Here is a 20,366-nt window from a genome sequence, read left to right as displayed (position 1 = left end):
TAATGATGAGATATATTGTTAGCATAGTTTTATTGTCATTAGCTTTTCAATTTGATGCATTGGGTCAGCAATTCGGTGATCAATTAAGCGATCAGGAGATTGTTAATGTGGTGGAGTTGCCTATACTTATGGCTGATCAGGATTCTGCTTATTTAAAGGTGAGAGGTACAATTTCGGCAACGTGTAAAATGAAGGGATGTTGGATGACTATACAAGGACCTGATGAGAACGATATACGTATTACGTTTAAAGACTATGCCTTCTTTGTGCCAAAAGAAGGGATGGAAGGCAAAACTGTAACATTTGAAGGCACTGTAAAAAGAGCAGTAACTGATGTTGCTACCTTAAGGCATTTTGCACAAGATGCAGGCAAAAGCGAAGCAGAAATTCAAAGTATTATCGAACCAAAAGAAGAATATTCCTTTATAGCTTCAGGAGTGTTTATAGAAGACTGATTAATGGACTTATTAAAGAATATTCCTTCAAATATTATCAGTAAGGCCGAGAAAATTAAGGCCTTATTTTTTGATGTAGATGGTGTGCTTACTGATGGCTCTATTATATACACTAATTCTGGTGATGAAATAAAGTCGTTTAATGTAAAGGATGGCCAGATAATCAAGCATTTAAAAGAAGCTGGCATAAAAGTAGGTGCTATTACAGGACGAAGCTCCGATTTGGTGAAAAGGCGATGTGAAGAGTTAAAGCTTGATTTTTGCGTGCAAGGTGTATCCGATAAGCTGGCCGTTGTAAAGGAAAAGATGGAGGATTTCGGATTGCAGCCGGATCAAGTAGCCTACATTGGTGATGATATAATTGATTTAAAAGTAATTTTAGAAGTGGGTTTGGGTGTGGCACCTGCAAATGCACTGGATTATGTATGTGATAAGGCCGACTTCGTATCATCCAAAGATGGTGGTAAAGGAGTTTTAAGAGAAGTAGCAGATATGATACTGGCTGCTCAGGGGAAGTTTGATGATATAATGAAGAATTGTTTATAAATGGAAAAATTTTCAGATCCGGTTAGAATAACTGATTCGATAGAGCTAGGTAGTGATAAACTAGTGCTCTTTTCAGGGCCCTGCGCTGCTGAAAGCTTGGAATTATGTATTGAAGTAGGTGAACAGGTAAAGTCCATCTGCCAAAAGCTAGATATAGCCTATGTTTTCAAAGCCTCATTTGATAAAGCCAACAGAACTTCGGTTAACTCCTATAGAGGACAAGGGTTGGAAAAAGGATTAAAAATATTAGAAACAGTAAAATCTAAACTGAATGTACCTGTAGTTACAGACATTCATGAAAGCTATCAAGCCGCAGAAGTGGCAACAGTCGCTGATGTACTACAAATACCGGCATTCTTATGTCGCCAAACTGATTTACTTATTGCTGCCGCCAATACCGGAAAGATGGTAAAAGTAAAGCGAGGGCAGTTTATGGCACCTGAAGATATGCAATATGCTGTGAGCAAAGTAAAAGATTCGGGTAACCCTAATGTATGTTTAACTGAGAGGGGAGTAAGTTTTGGCTATCATAATTTGGTGGTTGATATGCGTGCGCTTCCAACAATGAGGCAATATGCACCTGTAGTTTTTGATGTCACACATAGCGTTCAGCAGCCTGGAGGTCAGGGTGGCACTTCAGGCGGCCAACGTCAATTCGCTCCATTTTTAGCAAGAGCTGCTTCAGCTGTTGGGGTAGATGGTTTCTTTATTGAATCACATCCAAATCCGTCAAAAGCGTTAAGTGATGGGCCTAATATGATTCCATTAAATGAAATGGAAGGATTTTTAAAGATGCTCAAAGAGGTTTGGACTCTTGGGCGGCAATATGTTATTTAGTAGATATTTTTTAAACTGATGATTAGATTTTTAGGCTTACTGATTATTGCTGGAGTTATTTCCTCGTGTATCTCTAATAGAAAAGTTCAATATCTACAAAAATCTGATGTAAATGTAGATGAAGTATTTACAGATTCTGTTTTGAGGTCATATTATCCTAATATTCACGAGTATAAAATACAACCCGAAGATATATTAAAAGTAAGTGTTGAAACAATTACAAATCAGGAATTTAATTTTTTCAAAACTGATTTCGACCGAAGTGTAAATCAAAATTTAATTGGAAATAACGCTCTTATTTATGGAGAGTTAGTTGATAAAAAGGGTTTTGTAGAATACCCGGTAATCGGAAAAGTCAAGGTTTCTGGGTTAACAATTTTTGAAGTTCAAGATTTATTACAAAGGCTTGCCAAAGAAAATGGACTAAAGGAACCTGTGGTAAAAGTTAGGATTCTTAATTATAGATATACTGTCTTAGGAGAAACTAATAAAGAAGGAACCTTTAATACATACAATAACAGAATTAATATGTTAGAAGCTGTTGGTATAGCTGGTGGATTTAGTGAGCTGGCTGATCGTGCAAACGTAAAATTAATAAGATATGAAGACGGTGTAATGACAGTATCCTACCTTAACTTTTTAGAAGAAGAAATTATTAACTCGCCAAAATTTTATTTGCATCAAGGTGATGTACTTATTGTGCCACCCGTTAGGCAGCGCCCTTTTCGTCTTTATTTTAGGGAAAATTATACTCTAGTGATCTCAACACTTACCTTATTTGTACTTTTACTCAATACCTTAAATTAATTCGTGTCTAATCAAATTATTCCATATAAAGAATATGAAGATAATACCTCAAGTCTTAACTACAAGAGGCTCATATCTCAGTTGTTAAGTTATTGGTACGTTATTGTGGGGTCAGTCTTAATAGCATTATCTATAGCTTATTTGAATAATAGGTATGCAGTAAGAATATATCCTGTATCGGCATCCATACTAATTAAAGAAAATCAGGAAGTTAGTGGAAATGCAGAGTTGTTGTATAATAATCCCTTAGTTGATGCTTATCGCAATTTTAATAACGAACTGTATATTATTAAATCATATCCGATTGTTGAAAATGTAATTCGGAAACTCCAATTTTCAAGTGCTATTTATCAGGAGGGTAATATTAAGGAAAGTGAACTGTATAATTCAACGCCTATAGATTTCGAATTAATTGATCATAAAGATGAATGGTGCAATGTATTTGCTTTAAATATTTTAAACGAAGTGGGTAAATATGAACTTACACCACTTGAAGACTCTAAATATAGTCAAGTACCCTTTGTTTTAATGGTAGGTGATACTGTTGAATTTTGCGGAGTGAAGTTTTATTCATATTACCGTGATACGACATATTGGCCTGGCTATACAAAAAATAAATATAAGCTGCACTTTTATGATCCGATGCAAATCACTGAAAAATATGTTACGGAATTATTCGTGGAGTCTGCAGGAAAAGAGACCTCTGTAATTAACCTAGAAATTAATGGTTCAGTAATTGAAAAGGAAAAAGATTTTCTTAATACACTAGTAGATACTTACATTGATCAAGATTTGGAAAAGAAAAGAACCGCAGCAAATAGATCTCTAGAGTTTATAGAAAGTCAATTAAAATCCATTGCTGATTCTTTGATAATTTTTGAAGCTCAATTAGAGAAATTCAAAAATACAAACACTCTTTCAGACCTTAGTGGTGAGTCAATGAGATTGCTGTTGAAGATGGAGGACTTAGAAGCACAAAAAATAGAGATTTTAGTTCATAATAATTATCTTGATTATTTAATCCAATACATAAGAGAAAGTGCGAATTTAGATCAGATTGTTTTACCTGTATCTGTTGGTGTCGATGACCCTATTTTAACTAAACTAGTAACTCAATTACTCGATATACAGCTAGCAATTAAATCGTTTGACTCAGAAGAGGCTAAAAGTAATCCAATTTATAAAACTAGATCATCCGAGCTAAATAACATACGTCAAAGTATTTTAGAGAGTGCTCAAACTCTAAAAAACACAAATGATATTCGCTTAAATAGCCTATACAAACAAATTAAAGTAATAAGTGATCAGTTAAAGGAATTGCCAAGCGCTGAAAGGAAATTGATTACAATTGAAAGAAATTATAGATTTAGTGAAAAACTACATGATTTTTTGAGTCAAAAAAGAGCAGAAGCTGGTATCACCAAAGCCTCTGCAATATCCGATATTATTATTATTAATCCTGCAAAGGAAAAACCATATGTAATATATCCTAACGTAAGACGAAATTATTTAATTGCCATTATACTTGGTTTTGGTTTGCCATTTACAATTTTTCTAGTTAGGGAATTCTTTAATAATAAGGTTCAATCGAAAGATGACATTACCACTTATGTAGATATACCAATCTCAGGACTTATAGGCCATAATTCAATTGAAAATAATTTAATAACACTAGAAAAACCGAAGTCATCTGTTTCGGAGTCATTTAGGTCACTTCGATCTAACCTTCACTTTTTTGCAAATAACAAGGAGAAAAAGGTGATAATGGTTACTAGTTCTATAAGTGGTGAAGGTAAGTCATTTACTAGTATCAACTTAGGAGTGGTAATGGCACTTTCTGGTAAGAGTACAGTTCTCGTTGGCGCAGACATGCGAAAACCTAAAATGTTCGATGACTTTGGTTTACAAAACAAATATGGTTTGAGTGACGTGTTATCCAAGTCCAAAGATTGGAGTGAGGTAATTCAAAATACCAAAATTGACGGTCTTTCATTACTCAGTGGAGGTAATATACCACCTAATCCGAGTGAAATGTTAATGTTACCTGATATGAGAGAGTTGATTGATACATTAAAAAAGAAATTTGATGTTATCATAATTGATACTCCTCCTATAGCACTGGTTACTGATGCATTTGTATTGGCCCCATTTGTTGATCATACTATATATATAACACGTCAGGGGTTTACACCTTTATCAGCAATAAAAAATATATCCGAACTCTATAAAGAGAAAAAAGTCAGAAATATTAGTATTGTTTTAAATGATATCAAGAAAAATGGTGCTGGCTATGGTGCCGGTTATGGCTACGGCTATGGCTACGGTTACGGTTATGGCTATGGCTATTATCAGGAGTAATACCTCTATTTTGAATTCAAAATTTTATATTTGAGTAATATTTTTACTCAATATGGCCTGGAAAGCAATATATACTAAATCAAGACATGAGAAAAAAGTAACAAAGCTTTTGGAATCTCTTGGGATAGAGGTGTATTGCCCATTACAAACTATTGTCAGGCAATGGAGCGACCGTAAGAAGAAGGTTAGTGAACCTGTGTTCAAGTCTTATGTATTTCTTAAGTGTGATAACGAACTTGACTATACAGTATTAAATACGAATGGAGTAGTGAGTTTTGTGAAGAGACTCGGGAAAGTTGCTTTAATTCGAGATAGTGAGATCTCAATTATAAGGGAGTTCTTGGGTAATTACGAAAATGTTGAGATAGAGAATATATCAGAATGGGAGATTGAAACACCAGTTCGTATTAAAGAAGGTCCAATGAAAGGGAAAAACGGTTTAATCTCGCACATTAAGGGTAATAAAGCCAAACTTATAATTGAAGAAATGGGCATACAAATCGTGGCCCATGTACCTATTATGACCTTGGCTAAGGATTAATTTATTTAAATTCTGAGGCCTGCTTATTCTAATCAAAATATTATTTGTCGCAATTCTCCTGTGACTCAGGAGGCGAAGCTTTACCTATTTGTAATTTCATTTAATAAAAACTACGTTGTTAGATACTTTAGTAACATCTAAAACTAGAATTAAACTGCTCTTAAAATTTTTCTTAAATACGAATAACCAGGCATATTTAAGAAACCTTGAAGTAGAGTTTGGTGTGAGTACAAATGCTATAAGGGTAGAACTGAATAAGTTTGAGGAGGCAGGTTTGCTATGTTCCAAATTTATTGGTAACAAAAAGGTATTTTCCGCTAATACTGATCATGCCTTTTTTAATGATATTCATGAAATTGTTCTTAAGTATATAGGGATTGATAAGCTAATTGAAAATGTCTTAAGGAAAATTGGAGATCTTAAAAAAGTCTATTTAATTGGTGATTATACAAATGGTAATGATGGAGGGGATATAGAATTTTTATTAGTTGGGAATAATCTTGATAGTTCGTACGTCTCAAAATTATTTACAAAAGCACAAAATGAAGTGAGTTTTAAATTGCGTTATAAATTAATGAATGAGCATGAGTTGGAGGAGGTAAGAAAGTTTGATTCAGGGTTATTAATTTGGGGACAGAAATAAATGTTATTAGAAGAGAATATTGTAGATGAAACTTCATAACAAGAAAATATTAGTGACAGGTGCCGATGGGTTTATCGGAAGTCATTTGGTTGAAAGTTTAGTAAAGGAAGGCGCCAAAGTAAGAGCTTTTTGTTTTTATAATTCATTTAATAACTGGGGATGGTTAGATACGATAGATAATGAAGATTTAAATAACATTGAAGTATTTACAGGAGATATTAGAGACCCCAATGGGGTACGCACGGCCATGAAAGATATTGAAGTTGTATTTCATTTAGCCGCTCTTATTGCAATACCATTTAGTTATCATTCACCAGATTCATATATAGATACCAATGTAAAAGGTACTCTAAATATAATACAGGCGGCTAAAGACCTTGAAGTAGAGCGTGTTCTTGTTACTTCAACATCTGAAGTGTATGGCACAGCTCAATTTGTGCCTATAACCGAAAGTCATCCGAAGCAGCCACAATCACCATATTCAGCCTCAAAAATTGGTGCCGATTGTATAGCCGATTCTTTCTTTAGAAGTTTTAATATCCCTTTGACAATCGTACGACCTTTTAATACCTATGGACCCAGACAATCTGCCAGGGCTGTAATTCCAACAATTATAACACAATTATTGGAGGGCTATGAAGAAATAAAGTTAGGTGATGTAACACCCACCAGGGATTTGCTATTTGTAAAAGACACAGTAGAGGGGTTTTTGCAAATTGCAAAAACTGAAGCTTTGATAGGTCATGAGGTAAATATAGCAACAGAATCAGAAATCTCGATTGGTGATCTAGCAAAGGAATTAATAAATCAGATTAACCCTAAAGCTAAAGTTGTAAGTGATGAACAAAGATTAAGACCTGAAAAAAGTGAGGTGTTTCGACTATATGGATCCAATAAGAAATTGATGGAATATACAAATTGGGAACAAAAGTATACACTTAAAAGTGGCTTGAAAGAAACAATCGATTGGTTTAGAAATGAAAATAATTTAACACATTATAAGGCAGATATCTACAATATTTAATTCACATGAATAGACTAAAAATTGGATATTTTGCTGATGGACCTTGGTCGCATAAAGCATTTCACTTATTGATTTCAGATGAAAATATTGAAATAGTCTTTATTGTTCCAAGAACAGATTCAACTGACGATACACTTTTTACTTTTTCTCAAAAGTATGATATTCCCTTTTTTAAAGGAGTTAAAATTAATTCTAATGATTTCCTAGAAATAGCGACTTCATATGACTGTGATCTGTTTGTTTCTATGAGTTTCGATCAGATATTTCGAGAGCGGATAATCAATCTTCCTAAATTAAAAACTATTAATTGCCATGCTGGTAAACTCCCATTTTATCGTGGGAGAAACATTTTAAACTGGGCTTTGATAAATGATGAAAAGGAATTTGGTATAACTGTTCATTATATGGATGAGGGGATAGATACAGGTGACATTATTCTACAGCGATCCTTTCCAATAACTGATAATGATGATTATTCGACATTACTGGATGTCGCACATAATGAATGTGCTTCAATTTTATATGATGCAGTTAAATTAATACAAAATAATAAAGCTGACAGAATTCAACAATCCGAAATACATCCAGAAGGTTTTTACTGTGGAAGAAGAGGACCTGGTGATGAAAATATTGATTGGAACATGACTTCAAGAGAGTTATTTAATTTTATAAGAGCGATTGCCAAGCCAGGACCAATAGCTACAGCTACCCTTGGCTATAATAAAGTCAAAATCAATCGGGCACGGTTGATTCAAGATGCACCTTGCTATATAAACACTCCAGGGCAACTTCTAAAAAAAACAAATGACGGCTTCTTGGTGAAAACGAAGGATTCTTTTATCGAAATTCTCGAAATAGAATCTAAAATTAAATTAAGAGTTGGAGATAAGTTGGAATGAGTAATAAAGTAATAATTATAGCAGAGGCTGGAGTTAATCATAATGGGGATATGTCATTAGCAAAGAAGCTAATAGAAAAAGCCTCAAAAGCAGGTGCTGATTACGTTAAATTCCAATCATTTCACGCTGAAAAACTTGTAAGTAAGGAGGCTCTCAAGGCTGAATATCAGGCTGTAAATACAAATGACGGCCATGTAACACAATTTGAGATGCTTAAAAAGCTTGAACTTTCAAATACTGATCACAAACTACTTATAGATCACTGTAATGAATGCGGAATTAAATTTCTATCTACTGCTTTTGATGTAGAAGGTATACATTATTTAAATGGATTAAATATAGATTTTTTCAAATGTCCAAGTGGTGAAATCACTAATTTCCCATATTTGAAAACTGTAGCGAAAACTGGAAAACCTGTTGTTCTTTCGACAGGAATGGCTACCCTTGATGAAGTAGAAGATGCTGTGAATGTGCTAAAAAAATATGGACAGTCTAATTCTAAAATAACTCTTCTTCATTGTAATACTGAATATCCTACTCCAATGAATGATGTCAACTTAAAAGCAATGTTGACAATGGCTCATAAACTCAACTTAAAGGTTGGATATTCTGATCATACATTGGGTATAGAAGTACCAGTTGCTGCTGTTGCCTTGGGAGCCTGTATAATTGAGAAGCATTTTACATTGGACAGAACTTTACCAGGACCTGATCATAAGGCCTCTTTGGAGCCAGAAGAATTATTTAATATGGTCCGTAGCATTAGAAATATTGAAATGGCGATTTCAAAAGATGGGTTGAAAGAGCCAAGTCCTAGTGAATTAAAAAATATATCAATAGCACGAAAAAGCATTCATCTATCTAAGGACATTGATCAAGGTATGGTTTTAGCTGAATCTGACTTAATTCCTCTTCGTCCAGGAGATGGTATATCTCCTATGTTATGGAATGAAGTTATTGGGAAAACTACTAACAAAAAGCTGAAAGCATTCACAAAAGTTAAATGGGAGGATATTCAATGAAAATTGGAATATTAACGAGCTCAAGAGCTGATTATGGAATTTATATGCCATTATTAAATGCCTTAAAAAAAGACAATTCTATTCACCTGGAGATAATTGCTTTTGGAACACATTTATCAAAATATCATGGTTATACGATTAGTGATATTAAGGAAGATGGATTTGATATTATACATAAGATTTCTACAGTTCTTGCTAATGATGATGAGACTTCCATTTCTTCAAGTTACGGACTTACCGTAATGAAATTTGCTGAATTTTATAAAGAACATTCATTTGATATAGTATTTTGTTTAGGAGATAGATTTGAAATGAGCGCAGCTGTTCAAGCTGGTATTCCTTTTGGAATTAAATATGCCCACATCCATGGTGGAGAAACTACTTTGGGTGCTATTGATAATATTTATAGACATCAGATAACATTGGCATCCTCATGGCACTTCACTACAACAGAAGTTTATGCTCAAAAGGTAAAGGAGCTTATTGGAACGAAGGAAAATGTCTTTTCAGTTGGATCGCTTAGTTTATCAGAGATTGCTGCCGTTCCTATGTTGGAAAGAGAAGAGTTCTTTGAAAAGTATAATATTCCTGATAATGAATATATTCTTACAACCTTCCATCCTGAAACAATAGACTCAGGTCATAATAAGAAATATGCCAAGATAATGTATGAAGCCCTTGAAAGTATATCCAGTAGGATAAATTTGGTAATTACTATGCCCAATGCAGATACTTATGGTTCTTTATTCAGAAATGAATTGAATCTGTTACATGAAGCTTATCCTGAAAGGATTGTATTGATAGAGAATTTTGGAAAATCAAATTATTTTTCTGCCATTAAGTATTGTAAGTTATTACTGGGCAATTCTTCAAGTGGTATAATTGAAGCTGCATCATTTGGTAAATATGTCGTAAACGTTGGTGAAAGACAGAAGGGAAGAGCTCAGAGTAAAAATATTATAAATGCTGAATTTTCTGTTGATCAAATTGTAGCATCTGTAAATAAGATTTATACTAAGGAGAATTTTAACGGTGATAATATTTACAAAAAGGAAGGCGCAGTTGAAACGATAATTCAAATAATTAAAGGATAAAATTGTGAGAAATTTTAATGACCATCTAATACTTAAAGGTAGTCAGATCCGTGAAGCCTTGACTAGGTTAAATACCTTGGCGATGGATGCCATTTTATTTGTAGTTGATGACCAAAAGAGACTAATTGGTTCTTTAACTGATGGTGATGTCAGAAGGGGATTTTTGAAGAACCTTAGTACAGAAGATAAGGTGGAGGATTTTATTCAAGCAAATCCTAAATATGTTAATAAAAACAACTACTCGCTCGAACAAATAATTGACCTGAGAGAGAATGATTTTAGAATAATTCCTGTCTTAAATGGAGAACATGAAGTTGTAAATATTATCAATTTTCGATTTCTTCAATCTTACCTACCATTAGATGCCGTTGTAATGGCAGGTGGGAAAGGGTCTCGCCTGAAGCCTTTGACAGACAGTGTTCCAAAGCCATTACTCAAAATTGGGAATAAACCTATTATGGAGTATTGCATTGAAAGGTTATCAAAATTCGGAGTTGATGATTTTTGGATATCCTTAGGATATTTAGGAGAACAATTAGAGGAATATTTTGGGGACGGTAAGAATCGAGGAATTGATATAAGATATATAAAAGAAGATAAGCCTCTAGGAACAATTGGTGCTGTAAGCAAGATCAAAGAATTTGAGCATGACTATGTTCTGGTAACAAATTCGGATATACTGACTGCTATAGACTACGAAGATTTTTTTCTGTATTTTATGGAACAAGATGCAGATATGGCAATTGCTACGATACCTTACAGCATTGACGTCCCCTATGCGGTACTTGAAACTTCTGATAATAAAATCATTTCATTTTCTGAAAAGCCTACTTATACCTTTTACTCTAATGGTGGGATATACTTAATCAAGGCTGAATTGCTTAAAAAGATTCCAATTGATACTTTCTACAACAGTACAGATTTTATGCAAAAACTGCTTCAGGAAGGGTATAAAGTAATTTCCTACCCAATGAGACAATATTGGTTGGATATAGGAAAGCCAAAAGATTTTGAAAAAGCTCAGGCAGATATTAAACATCTTAATTTGTGAATAAGATATTATTAACAACATGTGCCCGAGGTGGCTCTAAAGGGATTCCACGTAAAAACATAAAAATATTGAATGGTAAACCTTTAATTGCATATACCATTAATACAGGTTTGGAATTTGCTAAAATTCACAAAGCAGATTTTGCACTCAGTACTGATGATGATGAGATAAAGCAAGTAGCATTAGAGTATGGTTTGAAATGTGAATATAGACGCCCGGATTATTTAGCAACTGACACTTCTGGCAAGATTGATGCTATTAGAGATTTAATGGAATATGAAGAGCTCAAAAACGGCTACAAGTACGACTTTATTATTGACATGGATGTGACCTCTCCTTTAAGGAATGTTGATGATATCGTTGCAGCACTTGATATTCTTATATCTAATCCGGAAGCCTTAAATATATTCTCGGTAAGTCCAGCAAGTCGTAATCCATACTTTAATATGGTTGAACAAGGATCTGATGGATTTGTACATGTGGTAAAGAGAGGGGATCAAATAAAATCCCGGCAGCAGGCACCAATTGTTTATGACATGAATGCTTCATTTTACATATTTAGAAGAGCATATTTTGAGGAAGGTCATGTCATTAGTACTACTCCTAGATCTTTGGCATATGTAGTGCCTCACATTTGTTTTGATCTTGATGAACCACTTGATTTTGCAGTGATGGAAATAATCTTACGTGAAAATCTCCTTGATTTCAAATTGTGAAAGTTTTAATAATAGGTCTGGGTTCTATAGCATCAAAGCATATAGCTGCACTAAGAACTGTTAATGCAGAGTGTTCAATATGGGCCTTAAGGTCAAAAACCAATGCAAAGTCAAATACAGGAATTATTAATATATACGATTGGAAGGATATTCCTGATGACTTGGATTTTATAATAGTGAGTAATGTCACAAGTCAACACCTTGAAACAATTACGCAATGTCTAAAATATAAAGTCCCTTTATTTGTAGAAAAACCACCATTTAACACCTTAGATGGCACAGATGCAGTTCTCAAAAAAATCAAGGAAGTTGGGATAAGAACCTACACAGCATTCAACTTTCGATTCAACCCACTTATTAAATGGTTAAAAGAAAATTTGGAAGGAAAAAGGATAATAGAGATACAAACTTATTGTGGCTCATATTTACCTGACTGGAGACCAAGTAGAGATTATAGAAGAGTCTATAGTGCAAATAAAGATTTGGGAGGTGGAGTTCATCTGGATTTGATACATGAGCTAGATTATACTTTTTGGCTTTTTGGCACTCCAAACAAGGTAGAATCAAAAAGAAGAAAAATATCTGATTTGGAAATCAATTCTATTGATAGCGCACAGTATTGGTTGGAATATGATCGCATGAATATAACAATCAGTTTAAATTATTTCAGAAGAGATCCAAAACGTCAAATGGAAATTGTTTTTGATGATACTACCTGGATTGTAGATTTACTTCATGGTAAAATAACAGATTCAAATGGATTACTGATATTTGAAGATTTAAAAAAAGAAAATACTTATGAAAATCAAATGAAGTATTTCATTTCTCAATTACATTCAGGTAACGCCTTTATGAATGACCTTGAAGAATCTTCATGTCTATTAAAATATTGCCTTACAGAATGAAATCACTAGATAATAAAATCATAATAATAACAGGGGGGAGTGGTCTTTTAGGAAAAGCAATGGTTGATAATGTCAGAATCAAAGGAGGGGTGGCCATTAATGCTGACATAAATAATGAAACTGATATTAGCAATGGAGTAGTGAATTGTGACATTACGTCTGAAGAGAGTATCATAGGCACTGTTAATTTAATTGAGAAATGTTTTGGTAGGATTGATGGGCTGGTTAATAATGCATATCCAAGAACAGATGATTGGGGAGCCAGTTTTGAAGATATTCCACTAAAATCCTGGAAAACCAATGTTGATTGGCAAATGAATAGTTACTTCTTATTTTGCCAGCAGGTAATTAAGTCTATGAAGAAAAGTGGCGGAGGGAGTATAATAAATATTGCTTCTATATATGGAGTGGTTGGAAATGACTTTACAATTTATGAAGGGACAAGTATAGAACCACCTGCGGCATATACTGCCATAAAAGGAGGTCTAATTAATTTTAGTCGTTTTTTGGCTTCAAAATATGGGGTAGATGGAATTCGAGTAAATTGTATCTCACCAGGAGGTATTTTTGATAACCAACCGGAGAAATTTGTTGAAGCTTATGAGCGGAAAGTACCCATTAAAAGAATGGGAAATCCTGATGATATTGCACCTGTTGTTTCGTTCTTATTATCGGGTGAATCGGGGTATATCACGGGCCAAAACATTATCGTAGACGGAGGTTGGACAGCAATATGAATAATAAAATTTTATTAATTGGTGCCGGACAACTAGGGAGTAGACATTTGCAAGCTCTTGCTCAACTAACTGAACCAACTATAATATATGTTATCGATCCTAATTCAGAGAGCCTTAATTTAGCTAAGTCAAGATTTGAAGAGGTTAAAGGATCCGAATTGCATCAATGTAATTGCATTTCAAATATAGATGAAGTAAAAGATACTGAAGTTGAAGTATCCATTATAGCTACTAACTCTGCCATTCGAGCTGCTGTGGTGAAGGAGCTTCTTTCAAAACTAAAAACTAAATTCCTCATCCTTGAAAAATTCTTATTTCAGAGAATTTTAGATTATGTAGAAATCTCAAATCTGCTGGAGACAAATAATGTGACGGGCTTTGTGAACTGTCCCAGAAGAATGTTTCAATCTTATATTCAAATTAAATCAATTTTAAACCAGCATGAACCTGTTAGAATGGAGGTTATTGGTAATGAGTGGGGGCTGGCATGTAATAGTGTTCATTTTATTGATTTATTTCATTTCTTGTCAAAGTCAAAGGTAAAAAGTTGGGAAAATTCATTGGTTAAGGGTTATGTGGAAAGTAAAAGAAAAGGATATATTGAATTTTTCGGAAGTCTGGAATCAAAAACAGGTAGCCAAGATCACATTTCGATCTCATGCTTTCCTTCCGGTAAGGTTAATACGTCAGTAAGAATTTCTACTCCTTCAGTAAGATTTATTGTTAATGAAAGTCTTGGTAATGTAGTTAAGGAAATTATTGAGGATAATCAAATAATAACAAGTGAACAACCATTTGAAATGGCTTATCAGAGTGGCCTTACAAACATTGTCGTTGAGGAGTTAATTTCCTATGGTAAATGTTCTCTAACACCTTATCAGGAGTCAATGGATATCCATATACCATTTCTTAAAACAATGATAGAGCACTACAATAAAGATTTAGAAGTTAAAACAGATTTATGTCCAATCACATAGAAGTATTAATTGTAGGTGCTGGAACTATTGCAGGTGAGTATGTCAAAGTAATTGAAGCATTGGGATATCATGCAATTGTTGTAGGACGTGGACTAACTAGAGTTAAAAAATTACAGCAGGCCTATCCAAATACTAAGGTGGTTGCGGGAGGTTTAAGCAATTGGCTAATTACCAACAAACCTCCGAAGATGGCAATAATCTCCACACCTATTGATCATTTACTTGATGCAACGGTACTATTGATTAAGGCTGGAGTTAAAAACATTTTAGTGGAAAAACCGCTAACATATTCAGTAGATGAAGCTATAACCTTAAATGAACAGGCTACTAATGCTGGAGCAAATATTTATGTTGCATTTAATCGAAGAAACTATGTTTCAGTTATTAAAGCAAAGCAACTTATAAAGGAAGATGGAGGAGTTTCTTCATTCCGGTTTGATTTCACTGAAGCCATTTTTCGGATAGATCCTAAGAACTATAGTTCTCAAACCACTGAACTATGGGGTATTGCCAATAGTTCACATGTTATTGATACGGCATTTTATTTAGGAGGGAAGCCTTCTATTATTGATTGCAGACAACATGGTAATGCCATTGAATGGCATCCATCGGGTTCGATATTTACTGGTCTAGGAACTACTGAAGAAGGAATTCCTTTTACATACCATGCCGATTGGGGATGCCCTGGGAAATGGAATATTGAAATTTTGACCTCAAAACGTAAGTTGCTTTTTTCACCTATGGAACAATTGCATCAGCAGTTGGCAGGGGGATTCAAGACAGAGCTCGTTGAATTAGATTATACCAATGACATGAATTTTAAACCTGGCTTTTACCAGCAGACTAAAAACTTAATTGAAGGTAAGGAGGCTGGCATGCAGCTTAAAGAATTAGGCGAGGAACTAACAATACTTAACAAAATATTTAATTATTAGGAATGCTTAAATCACCACCTGATTTTATTATTGCTGGTGCTCCAAAGGCTGGCTCATCATTACTTTATGAACTACTTCGGCAGCACTCTGAAATTAAGATGAGTGTTGGAAAGGAGCCTAATATTTACCTAAATAATTGGGGTAATGATATTACCGAATATCAATTTGAGGGTGTTTCTTTAAATCAACTAAAAGGTGAAGCAACTGTTGGGTATTTCAATAATCGTGATGTACCACAAAGAATTTACAAAACCAATCCAAAAACAAAGCTCATATTCTGTTTAAGAAATCCAATAGATCGAACATACAGTCATTATTGGCACGGTGTAAAGGGAATGTATGAAAAGCGTAGCTGGGAGAATATAATAGAACAAGAAATAAATTTTGATGAGTATTTATTTTCCCACAGTCTCTACAATACAAACATTAATCATTTTCTAGAATATTTTTCAGTAAAAAATATTCATTTTTTCATACTTGAGGATTATGAAAGAGAAGGTGTAAGTATTCTTAATAAGACCCTCAGTTTTTTAGGAGTAAAGGATGTTAGTCACAATCTAATTCAAACCAGCGAAATTATTAACAAAGGTAAAACATATAAAAATGTTTGGCTTCAAACTTTGCTTAATTGGTTTAAAACGAATAAAAGATTTGTTCCAAAATATGTACGAAAGCAGCTTTCAAATCAGTATGATTACATTAAGAAAGCAAATGAAACTGAAATACCAAATAGCACTCTGACAGAAAAACACAGAAAAATGCTAATGAGCCTTTTTAGTGATGAAGTGAAGAAACTTTCCAAAACATTTAGCATAGAATTTTCATGGGAAGATTTTAGAAAGGTCTATTAAATGATCAGGGTATTAAAAAGTATTAACAATAGCCAAATTGCAAAATCAGGCTTTCATTATTTTATTGGTAAAATAGCTAATAAGGCTCAGGCATTCATTGCTATTCCAATATTTACCAGATTACTTACACCGGAAGATTATGGCATTGTAAGTGTTTATCTATCTATTTATTCGGTAATGATAGTTGTTTCTACATTGAATTTAACAAGTGGTATTGGCCGTTATTATTATGAAAAGGCTACGGATTTTAACCAGTTTTTAGGCGTTAATGTTCTATTTATTTGTTTTTGTGCCTTTTTATCTGGCAGTTTACTTCTGTTAGGAGCAAATCAGCTTTCACATTGGCTGCAAATTCCTGTGAATTTGTTTTATCTAATGGCTATAGCGTTATTCTTTGAATTATTTAGAACCATTTATGACCGTGTATTGATTATTACAAGGTCAAGTAAAGAGTATACTATACTTTCATCACTTACAAGCTATACAGGGTTAGGACTATCAGCAGGGCTTATAATATACTTCACAGTAGATTTATATTTTTATCGGTTAATAGGAGTTGTGGTGGCAATGATGCTTTCAGTATTTTACTCCGTATATAAACTAAGAAGGTATGTGGATTTTACTAAACTTTCCATTTCACACATAAAATATAATTTCAATTTTTCACTACCACTGTTACCATATGCTTTGAGTGGTGTACTTCTCGGCACAATTGATAGAGCCATACTTAATTCTTTAACAAATGCTACAGAAACCGGACTTTATAGTTTAGCATATAATGTCGGACTACTCTTAATGGCAGGAATTGTGGCATCCAATCAAGCATTCATTCCTAATTTTTTTGAATGGATGAATAGTGCAAATTTTTCAAAAATTAGATCCAGTCAATCAAAGATTATGCTCGTAATAACATTAATGGGCATTGGGCTGATATATTTTTCGCCTCAAATTGTTTACATTTTGGCCGACAAATCGTTTCATGGGGCAATAAACCTTATCCCTGTTATTGCTGGAGGATATTTGCTTTTTGCAGTTGCAAATTTAGGCAACCACTATTTTCAATATTATAAAAGAACTGGTGTTCTGGCTGTTGTTAATATTACGGCAGGTGTATTAAACGTTGCATTAAATTTTATTTTTATACCAGAATATGGGAAGGTGGCTGCGGCATGGACAACGTTAGTGAGTTTCTTATTTTTAGCAATTACAAATCAAATGATGCTTAAAAGTCTTTTTGGTCGAAACACATTGTCTTTAAGTATTTACAAACCATCAATAATTATTTTTTCGGTCGCTATATTAGGATATTTTTTTATTGATATAATAGATAATTCCATAATTCAATTGTTATTACTGGTCAGCATTTATATAACACTTGTTATTTTCTGTCTCAAAAAATATGGCAAATATTAAAAATTCTATTCTGAGTGATTGAAAGTACATAAGGGTGAGTGTATGGCAAGGAATCAACAAGTTTAGTTTAGATAATTTTCTACTATTCATTAATTTTTTTTGGTTTAGCAACATTACTATTGATAATGGCAGAATATTGGTTAACTGAACTGGCTCAAGAAAGATTGAGATTAGAAAGAAAACTTAACGAGTTGAACATTAATGGTGTTGGATGTGGGACAATGCTGGCACACTCATTGACATTAATGTTAGATAAAAGAACTTATCTAAAAGCAAATAAGCATAAGATTAAATTGGCCCTTCTTCTTTCTTGGGTGAAATCTAAAATTAGATATCGTGAGTCTAGAAGTATTGATCTTAAAGATAAAATAATTTGGTTTACCACAGATTTAAATGAAAAGCAATTCGGATTTATAAGGCCATTCGAAGAGGTTTTGCCTAAAAATTCTTTTTTAATTCTACATCGAAATAAAAGATTTTCTGGCCAAGGTATTTATTTGCCGGACAGAACAAGCATAGCTACAGTTAAATTAAATATTGAGGTCAATCAGGTATGGATAGGTGTTAAAGAAGTAATACATTCGGTATTGAACAAAGAATTATTGGAACTTTTAAATATAGATTTACTCAGACACCAATTTTTTCAGCAATCGAGAAGAATAATTCAATATCAATCCTTATTCGATAAAAATCTTCCGAGAGTCTTATTTACTGAATATGATCGCCAGCCAGCAACGGCTATGGCGATTGAAGTATTGAAAAAAATGAATGTGCCTACTTTTACCTTTGTTCATGGTTCTGTCTATCCACTGGATAGTTATGTGCCAATTATTGCAGACTATTGCTTTTGCTGGGGAGATTCTCAACGTGATATATTTAAGAAGTTTGGTGAATTAGGTTCAAAACTAATCGTAGGTGGTAATCCAAAGTTTAGTAACAAAATATATTCTGATACCAATTCTGTAAAAGACAAACTGGGAATAAAGCATTCTCAAAAAGTGTTAGTTCTTGCTACAAATCACATCACTGAGAAATTAGAATTAGCTGAATCATTTGTAGATGCAATAGAAAAAAGTGACTCTTCATGGATTGGGTTAATTAAAATTCATCCAATCGAGAGAATGGATGAATATATTTATTTGACTGAGAAAAATAAGCGCATTAAAATCGTCAAAGATGAAATTAGTCTTGATGAAACTATAGCAGTTTCTGACATATGTGCGATACATAATTCTAATTTCGGTTTTGATGTGCTTTTGAAAAATAAACCTCTTTTAATATTTAAGCCAATTACACAGGATTGTGGAATCGGGCAAAGTTTTGTTGATAAAGCTGGTGTTCCTTTAATCAAATCATCAAATGAACTGGTCTATTATTTGAATAAATATGGTAATGAACCCATAGTAAATTCTTTTCAAAGAGACCGATATATAAAAAATAATTGTGCCTTTGCGGGTAATAATAGCGCAACTAAAGTCCTTGAAATCATTACTAATATGGGTCTTTAATTCATTACAATATAAACTAATTACATTTGATTTGCATTGTACCACATATTCTTTCTAAATCAATTATTAATATTGTTTCTGACGCTTCAAACATTAGATTAATTACGTTTAACTATTTGATATGGGCATATTACATTTCTAAAATATCTAAATGGCAATGGCCAGTGAACTATTCACTTCAAATTGGATTCAACCATGCGATTGATAAAGCCATAAAAGATAAAAAAGTAACTGAAGGGGGTGTTTTGTTGGTAATTGCAGGTATGAAGCTGAGCAAAAAAAATGAAATGTTACTTAAAGCAACTAATACGCTCAAAATTTTATGGTACACAGATTCAGTTTCAAGAGCAATGGGTATTCAGCATCAAGAAGCAGTTTTTGAAGAGGTTTGGTATCATGATGGGGGAGACTTCGAAAATTCAAATCACAGTGGAAAAAAATGGGTACCATATGGATTTGATTCAACCATCTACTTTCAAAATCAAAGCGTAAATAAGGATATCGATATTTTATTCACTGGTTACTTGAAACAACCACAGTATAAAACAAGATTAGAATATCTTGAATTACTGATGAATTCAGATTTAGTTAAAAATAATAATGTAGTTGCTGCTGTTACTACTCAAGACTTGAACTTGAGGGAGAAAATAAAAAACTCGGGAATAAAGTATACAGGAAGATTGCCCGAAAATGAATACGCTGCTTATATTAAAAGAGCAAAAATTGTAATTAACATTCTTCAGAATGATGGAATTATGCCTATCAATCCTTTGTTTTTTGCTATTCCCAATGCCGGTAGTATTCAAATTATTGATAAAAGGCCATATTTAAATCTTTGGCTGGTTTCAAAGAAACACTTTCTCGAAACCACCCCAGCAAATTTCATTGAATTAATACAAATGATTTTAGAGGATAAAATAGTCCTTGACATAGAAAGTGCACGGGGAGAGGCGAAAAAACACTCATTTCAAAGCTTGTTAAGCCCTTATTTAAATTAACTTTTTTGCCAATTTATTTGTTCTACTTTAGAAAAATATTGTAACTATC

General features: G+C 33.4%; 21 protein-coding genes. All 21 read left to right on the top strand.

Annotation, left to right across the window (positions count from 1 at the left end; genetic code table 11):
- Nucleotides 1–2 precede the first annotated feature (2 nt).
- The 21 genes from JR347_RS14675 to JR347_RS14575 all read left to right on the top strand — a co-directional run bounded on the left by JR347_RS14675 (nt 3) and on the right by JR347_RS14575 (nt 20,317).
- Nucleotides 3–455 (top strand): DUF4920 domain-containing protein, encoded by a 453-nt coding sequence (locus JR347_RS14675; protein ID WP_205721342.1) that lies wholly within the window; start codon nt 3–5, stop codon nt 453–455.
- Nucleotides 456–458: 3 nt separating this feature from the next.
- Complete coding sequence (locus JR347_RS14670) at nt 459–1,001, top strand: KdsC family phosphatase (protein ID WP_205721341.1); 543 nt, start codon at nt 459–461, stop codon at nt 999–1,001.
- Nucleotides 1,002–1,838 (top strand): 3-deoxy-8-phosphooctulonate synthase, encoded by an 837-nt coding sequence (gene kdsA / locus JR347_RS14665; protein ID WP_205721340.1) that lies wholly within the window; start codon nt 1,002–1,004, stop codon nt 1,836–1,838. It abuts the gene before it with no gap.
- Between the two features lie 18 nt (nt 1,839–1,856).
- A complete protein-coding gene (locus JR347_RS14660) occupies nt 1,857–2,645 on the top strand; it encodes a polysaccharide biosynthesis/export family protein (RefSeq protein WP_205721339.1) in 789 nt (262 codons plus the stop codon).
- Between the two features lie 3 nt (nt 2,646–2,648).
- Nucleotides 2,649–5,003: an exopolysaccharide transport family protein gene (locus JR347_RS14655; protein WP_205721338.1), complete on the top strand. Its 2,355-nt coding sequence runs from the start codon at nt 2,649–2,651 to the stop codon at nt 5,001–5,003.
- A 52-nt stretch (nt 5,004–5,055) separates the two neighbouring features.
- A complete protein-coding gene (locus tag JR347_RS14650) occupies nt 5,056–5,544 on the top strand; it encodes a UpxY family transcription antiterminator (RefSeq protein ID WP_205721337.1) in 489 nt (162 codons plus the stop codon).
- A 115-nt stretch (nt 5,545–5,659) separates the two neighbouring features.
- Complete coding sequence (locus JR347_RS14645; protein ID WP_205721336.1) at nt 5,660–6,187, top strand: ArsR family transcriptional regulator; 528 nt, start codon at nt 5,660–5,662, stop codon at nt 6,185–6,187.
- Between the two features lie 25 nt (nt 6,188–6,212).
- Entirely contained in the window at nt 6,213–7,211 is a 999-nt protein-coding gene (locus JR347_RS14640) for an NAD-dependent 4,6-dehydratase LegB (protein WP_205721335.1), read from the top strand.
- A 5-nt stretch (nt 7,212–7,216) separates the two neighbouring features.
- Nucleotides 7,217–8,110, top strand: a complete 894-nt coding sequence (locus tag JR347_RS14635) for a methionyl-tRNA formyltransferase (protein WP_205721334.1) — start codon at nt 7,217–7,219, stop codon at nt 8,108–8,110.
- Complete coding sequence (gene neuB, locus JR347_RS14630; protein ID WP_205721333.1) at nt 8,107–9,132, top strand: N-acetylneuraminate synthase; 1,026 nt, start codon at nt 8,107–8,109, stop codon at nt 9,130–9,132. The genes JR347_RS14635 and neuB overlap by 4 nt, the downstream gene beginning before the upstream one ends.
- Nucleotides 9,129–10,226 carry a UDP-N-acetylglucosamine 2-epimerase gene (neuC, locus tag JR347_RS14625; RefSeq protein ID WP_205721332.1) on the top strand — a complete coding sequence of 366 codons (1,098 nt, stop codon included), beginning with the start codon at nt 9,129–9,131 and terminating at the stop codon, nt 10,224–10,226. Before neuB ends, neuC begins: the two co-directional genes overlap by 4 nt.
- 4 nt (nt 10,227–10,230) lie before the next feature.
- Nucleotides 10,231–11,277, top strand: a complete 1,047-nt coding sequence (locus JR347_RS14620) for a nucleotidyltransferase family protein (RefSeq protein WP_205721331.1) — start codon at nt 10,231–10,233, stop codon at nt 11,275–11,277.
- On the top strand, nt 11,274–11,993 hold the full coding sequence (locus tag JR347_RS14615; protein ID WP_205721330.1) for an acylneuraminate cytidylyltransferase family protein: 720 nt from the start codon (nt 11,274–11,276) through the stop codon (nt 11,991–11,993). Before JR347_RS14620 ends, JR347_RS14615 begins: the two co-directional genes overlap by 4 nt.
- Complete coding sequence (locus JR347_RS14610; protein WP_205721329.1) at nt 11,990–12,898, top strand: Gfo/Idh/MocA family protein; 909 nt, start codon at nt 11,990–11,992, stop codon at nt 12,896–12,898. Before JR347_RS14615 ends, JR347_RS14610 begins: the two co-directional genes overlap by 4 nt.
- Nucleotides 12,895–13,635 (top strand): SDR family oxidoreductase, encoded by a 741-nt coding sequence (locus JR347_RS14605; protein WP_205721328.1) that lies wholly within the window; start codon nt 12,895–12,897, stop codon nt 13,633–13,635. Before JR347_RS14610 ends, JR347_RS14605 begins: the two co-directional genes overlap by 4 nt.
- Nucleotides 13,632–14,612, top strand: coding sequence for a Gfo/Idh/MocA family oxidoreductase (locus JR347_RS14600; protein WP_205721327.1), 981 nt, complete (start codon nt 13,632–13,634; stop codon nt 14,610–14,612). The genes JR347_RS14605 and JR347_RS14600 overlap by 4 nt, the downstream gene beginning before the upstream one ends.
- Entirely contained in the window at nt 14,597–15,547 is a 951-nt protein-coding gene (locus JR347_RS14595; protein ID WP_205721326.1) for a Gfo/Idh/MocA family protein, read from the top strand. The genes JR347_RS14600 and JR347_RS14595 overlap by 16 nt, the downstream gene beginning before the upstream one ends.
- Before the next feature lie 2 nt (nt 15,548–15,549).
- Nucleotides 15,550–16,398, top strand: coding sequence for a sulfotransferase domain-containing protein (locus JR347_RS14590; protein WP_205721325.1), 849 nt, complete (start codon nt 15,550–15,552; stop codon nt 16,396–16,398).
- The gene (locus tag JR347_RS14585) at nt 16,399–17,811 is read left to right on the top strand and encodes a lipopolysaccharide biosynthesis protein (protein WP_205721324.1); all 1,413 of its coding nucleotides are present in this window, start codon (nt 16,399–16,401) and stop codon (nt 17,809–17,811) included. It begins immediately after the preceding gene.
- Nucleotides 17,812–17,936: 125 nt separating this feature from the next.
- A complete protein-coding gene (locus JR347_RS14580; protein WP_205721323.1) occupies nt 17,937–19,319 on the top strand; it encodes a CDP-glycerol glycerophosphotransferase family protein in 1,383 nt (460 codons plus the stop codon).
- A gap of 26 nt (nt 19,320–19,345) precedes the next feature.
- Nucleotides 19,346–20,317 (top strand): CgeB family protein, encoded by a 972-nt coding sequence (locus JR347_RS14575; protein ID WP_205721322.1) that lies wholly within the window; start codon nt 19,346–19,348, stop codon nt 20,315–20,317.
- Nucleotides 20,318–20,366 lie beyond the last annotated feature (49 nt).

This window comes from Fulvivirga lutea, assembly GCF_017068455.1.
GTDB classification, from domain to species: Bacteria; Bacteroidota; Bacteroidia; order Cytophagales; family Cyclobacteriaceae; genus Fulvivirga; species Fulvivirga lutea.
The sequence above is the reverse complement of the archived record's forward strand: the minus strand, read 5'-3'. Positions and strand labels throughout refer to the sequence as shown.

Excerpts from the sequence above, each read along its gene's own strand:
- JR347_RS14675 (WP_205721342.1), top strand. The coding sequence starts at position 3 with ATGATGAGATATATTGTTAGCATAGTTTTATTGTCATTAGCTTTTCAA.
- JR347_RS14670 (WP_205721341.1), top strand. The coding sequence starts at position 459 with ATGGACTTATTAAAGAATATTCCTTCAAATATTATCAGTAAGGCCGAG.
- kdsA (WP_205721340.1), top strand. The coding sequence starts at position 1,002 with ATGGAAAAATTTTCAGATCCGGTTAGAATAACTGATTCGATAGAGCTA.
- JR347_RS14660 (WP_205721339.1), top strand. The coding sequence starts at position 1,857 with ATGATTAGATTTTTAGGCTTACTGATTATTGCTGGAGTTATTTCCTCG.
- JR347_RS14650 (WP_205721337.1), top strand. The coding sequence starts at position 5,056 with ATGGCCTGGAAAGCAATATATACTAAATCAAGACATGAGAAAAAAGTA.
- JR347_RS14640 (WP_205721335.1), top strand. The coding sequence starts at position 6,213 with ATGAAACTTCATAACAAGAAAATATTAGTGACAGGTGCCGATGGGTTT.
- JR347_RS14635 (WP_205721334.1), top strand. The coding sequence starts at position 7,217 with ATGAATAGACTAAAAATTGGATATTTTGCTGATGGACCTTGGTCGCAT.
- neuB (WP_205721333.1), top strand. The coding sequence starts at position 8,107 with ATGAGTAATAAAGTAATAATTATAGCAGAGGCTGGAGTTAATCATAAT.
- neuC (WP_205721332.1), top strand. The coding sequence starts at position 9,129 with ATGAAAATTGGAATATTAACGAGCTCAAGAGCTGATTATGGAATTTAT.
- JR347_RS14605 (WP_205721328.1), top strand. The coding sequence starts at position 12,895 with ATGAAATCACTAGATAATAAAATCATAATAATAACAGGGGGGAGTGGT.
- JR347_RS14600 (WP_205721327.1), top strand. The coding sequence starts at position 13,632 with ATGAATAATAAAATTTTATTAATTGGTGCCGGACAACTAGGGAGTAGA.
- JR347_RS14595 (WP_205721326.1), top strand. The coding sequence starts at position 14,597 with ATGTCCAATCACATAGAAGTATTAATTGTAGGTGCTGGAACTATTGCA.
- JR347_RS14590 (WP_205721325.1), top strand. The coding sequence starts at position 15,550 with ATGCTTAAATCACCACCTGATTTTATTATTGCTGGTGCTCCAAAGGCT.
- JR347_RS14585 (WP_205721324.1), top strand. The coding sequence starts at position 16,399 with ATGATCAGGGTATTAAAAAGTATTAACAATAGCCAAATTGCAAAATCA.
- JR347_RS14580 (WP_205721323.1), top strand. The coding sequence starts at position 17,937 with ATGGCAGAATATTGGTTAACTGAACTGGCTCAAGAAAGATTGAGATTA.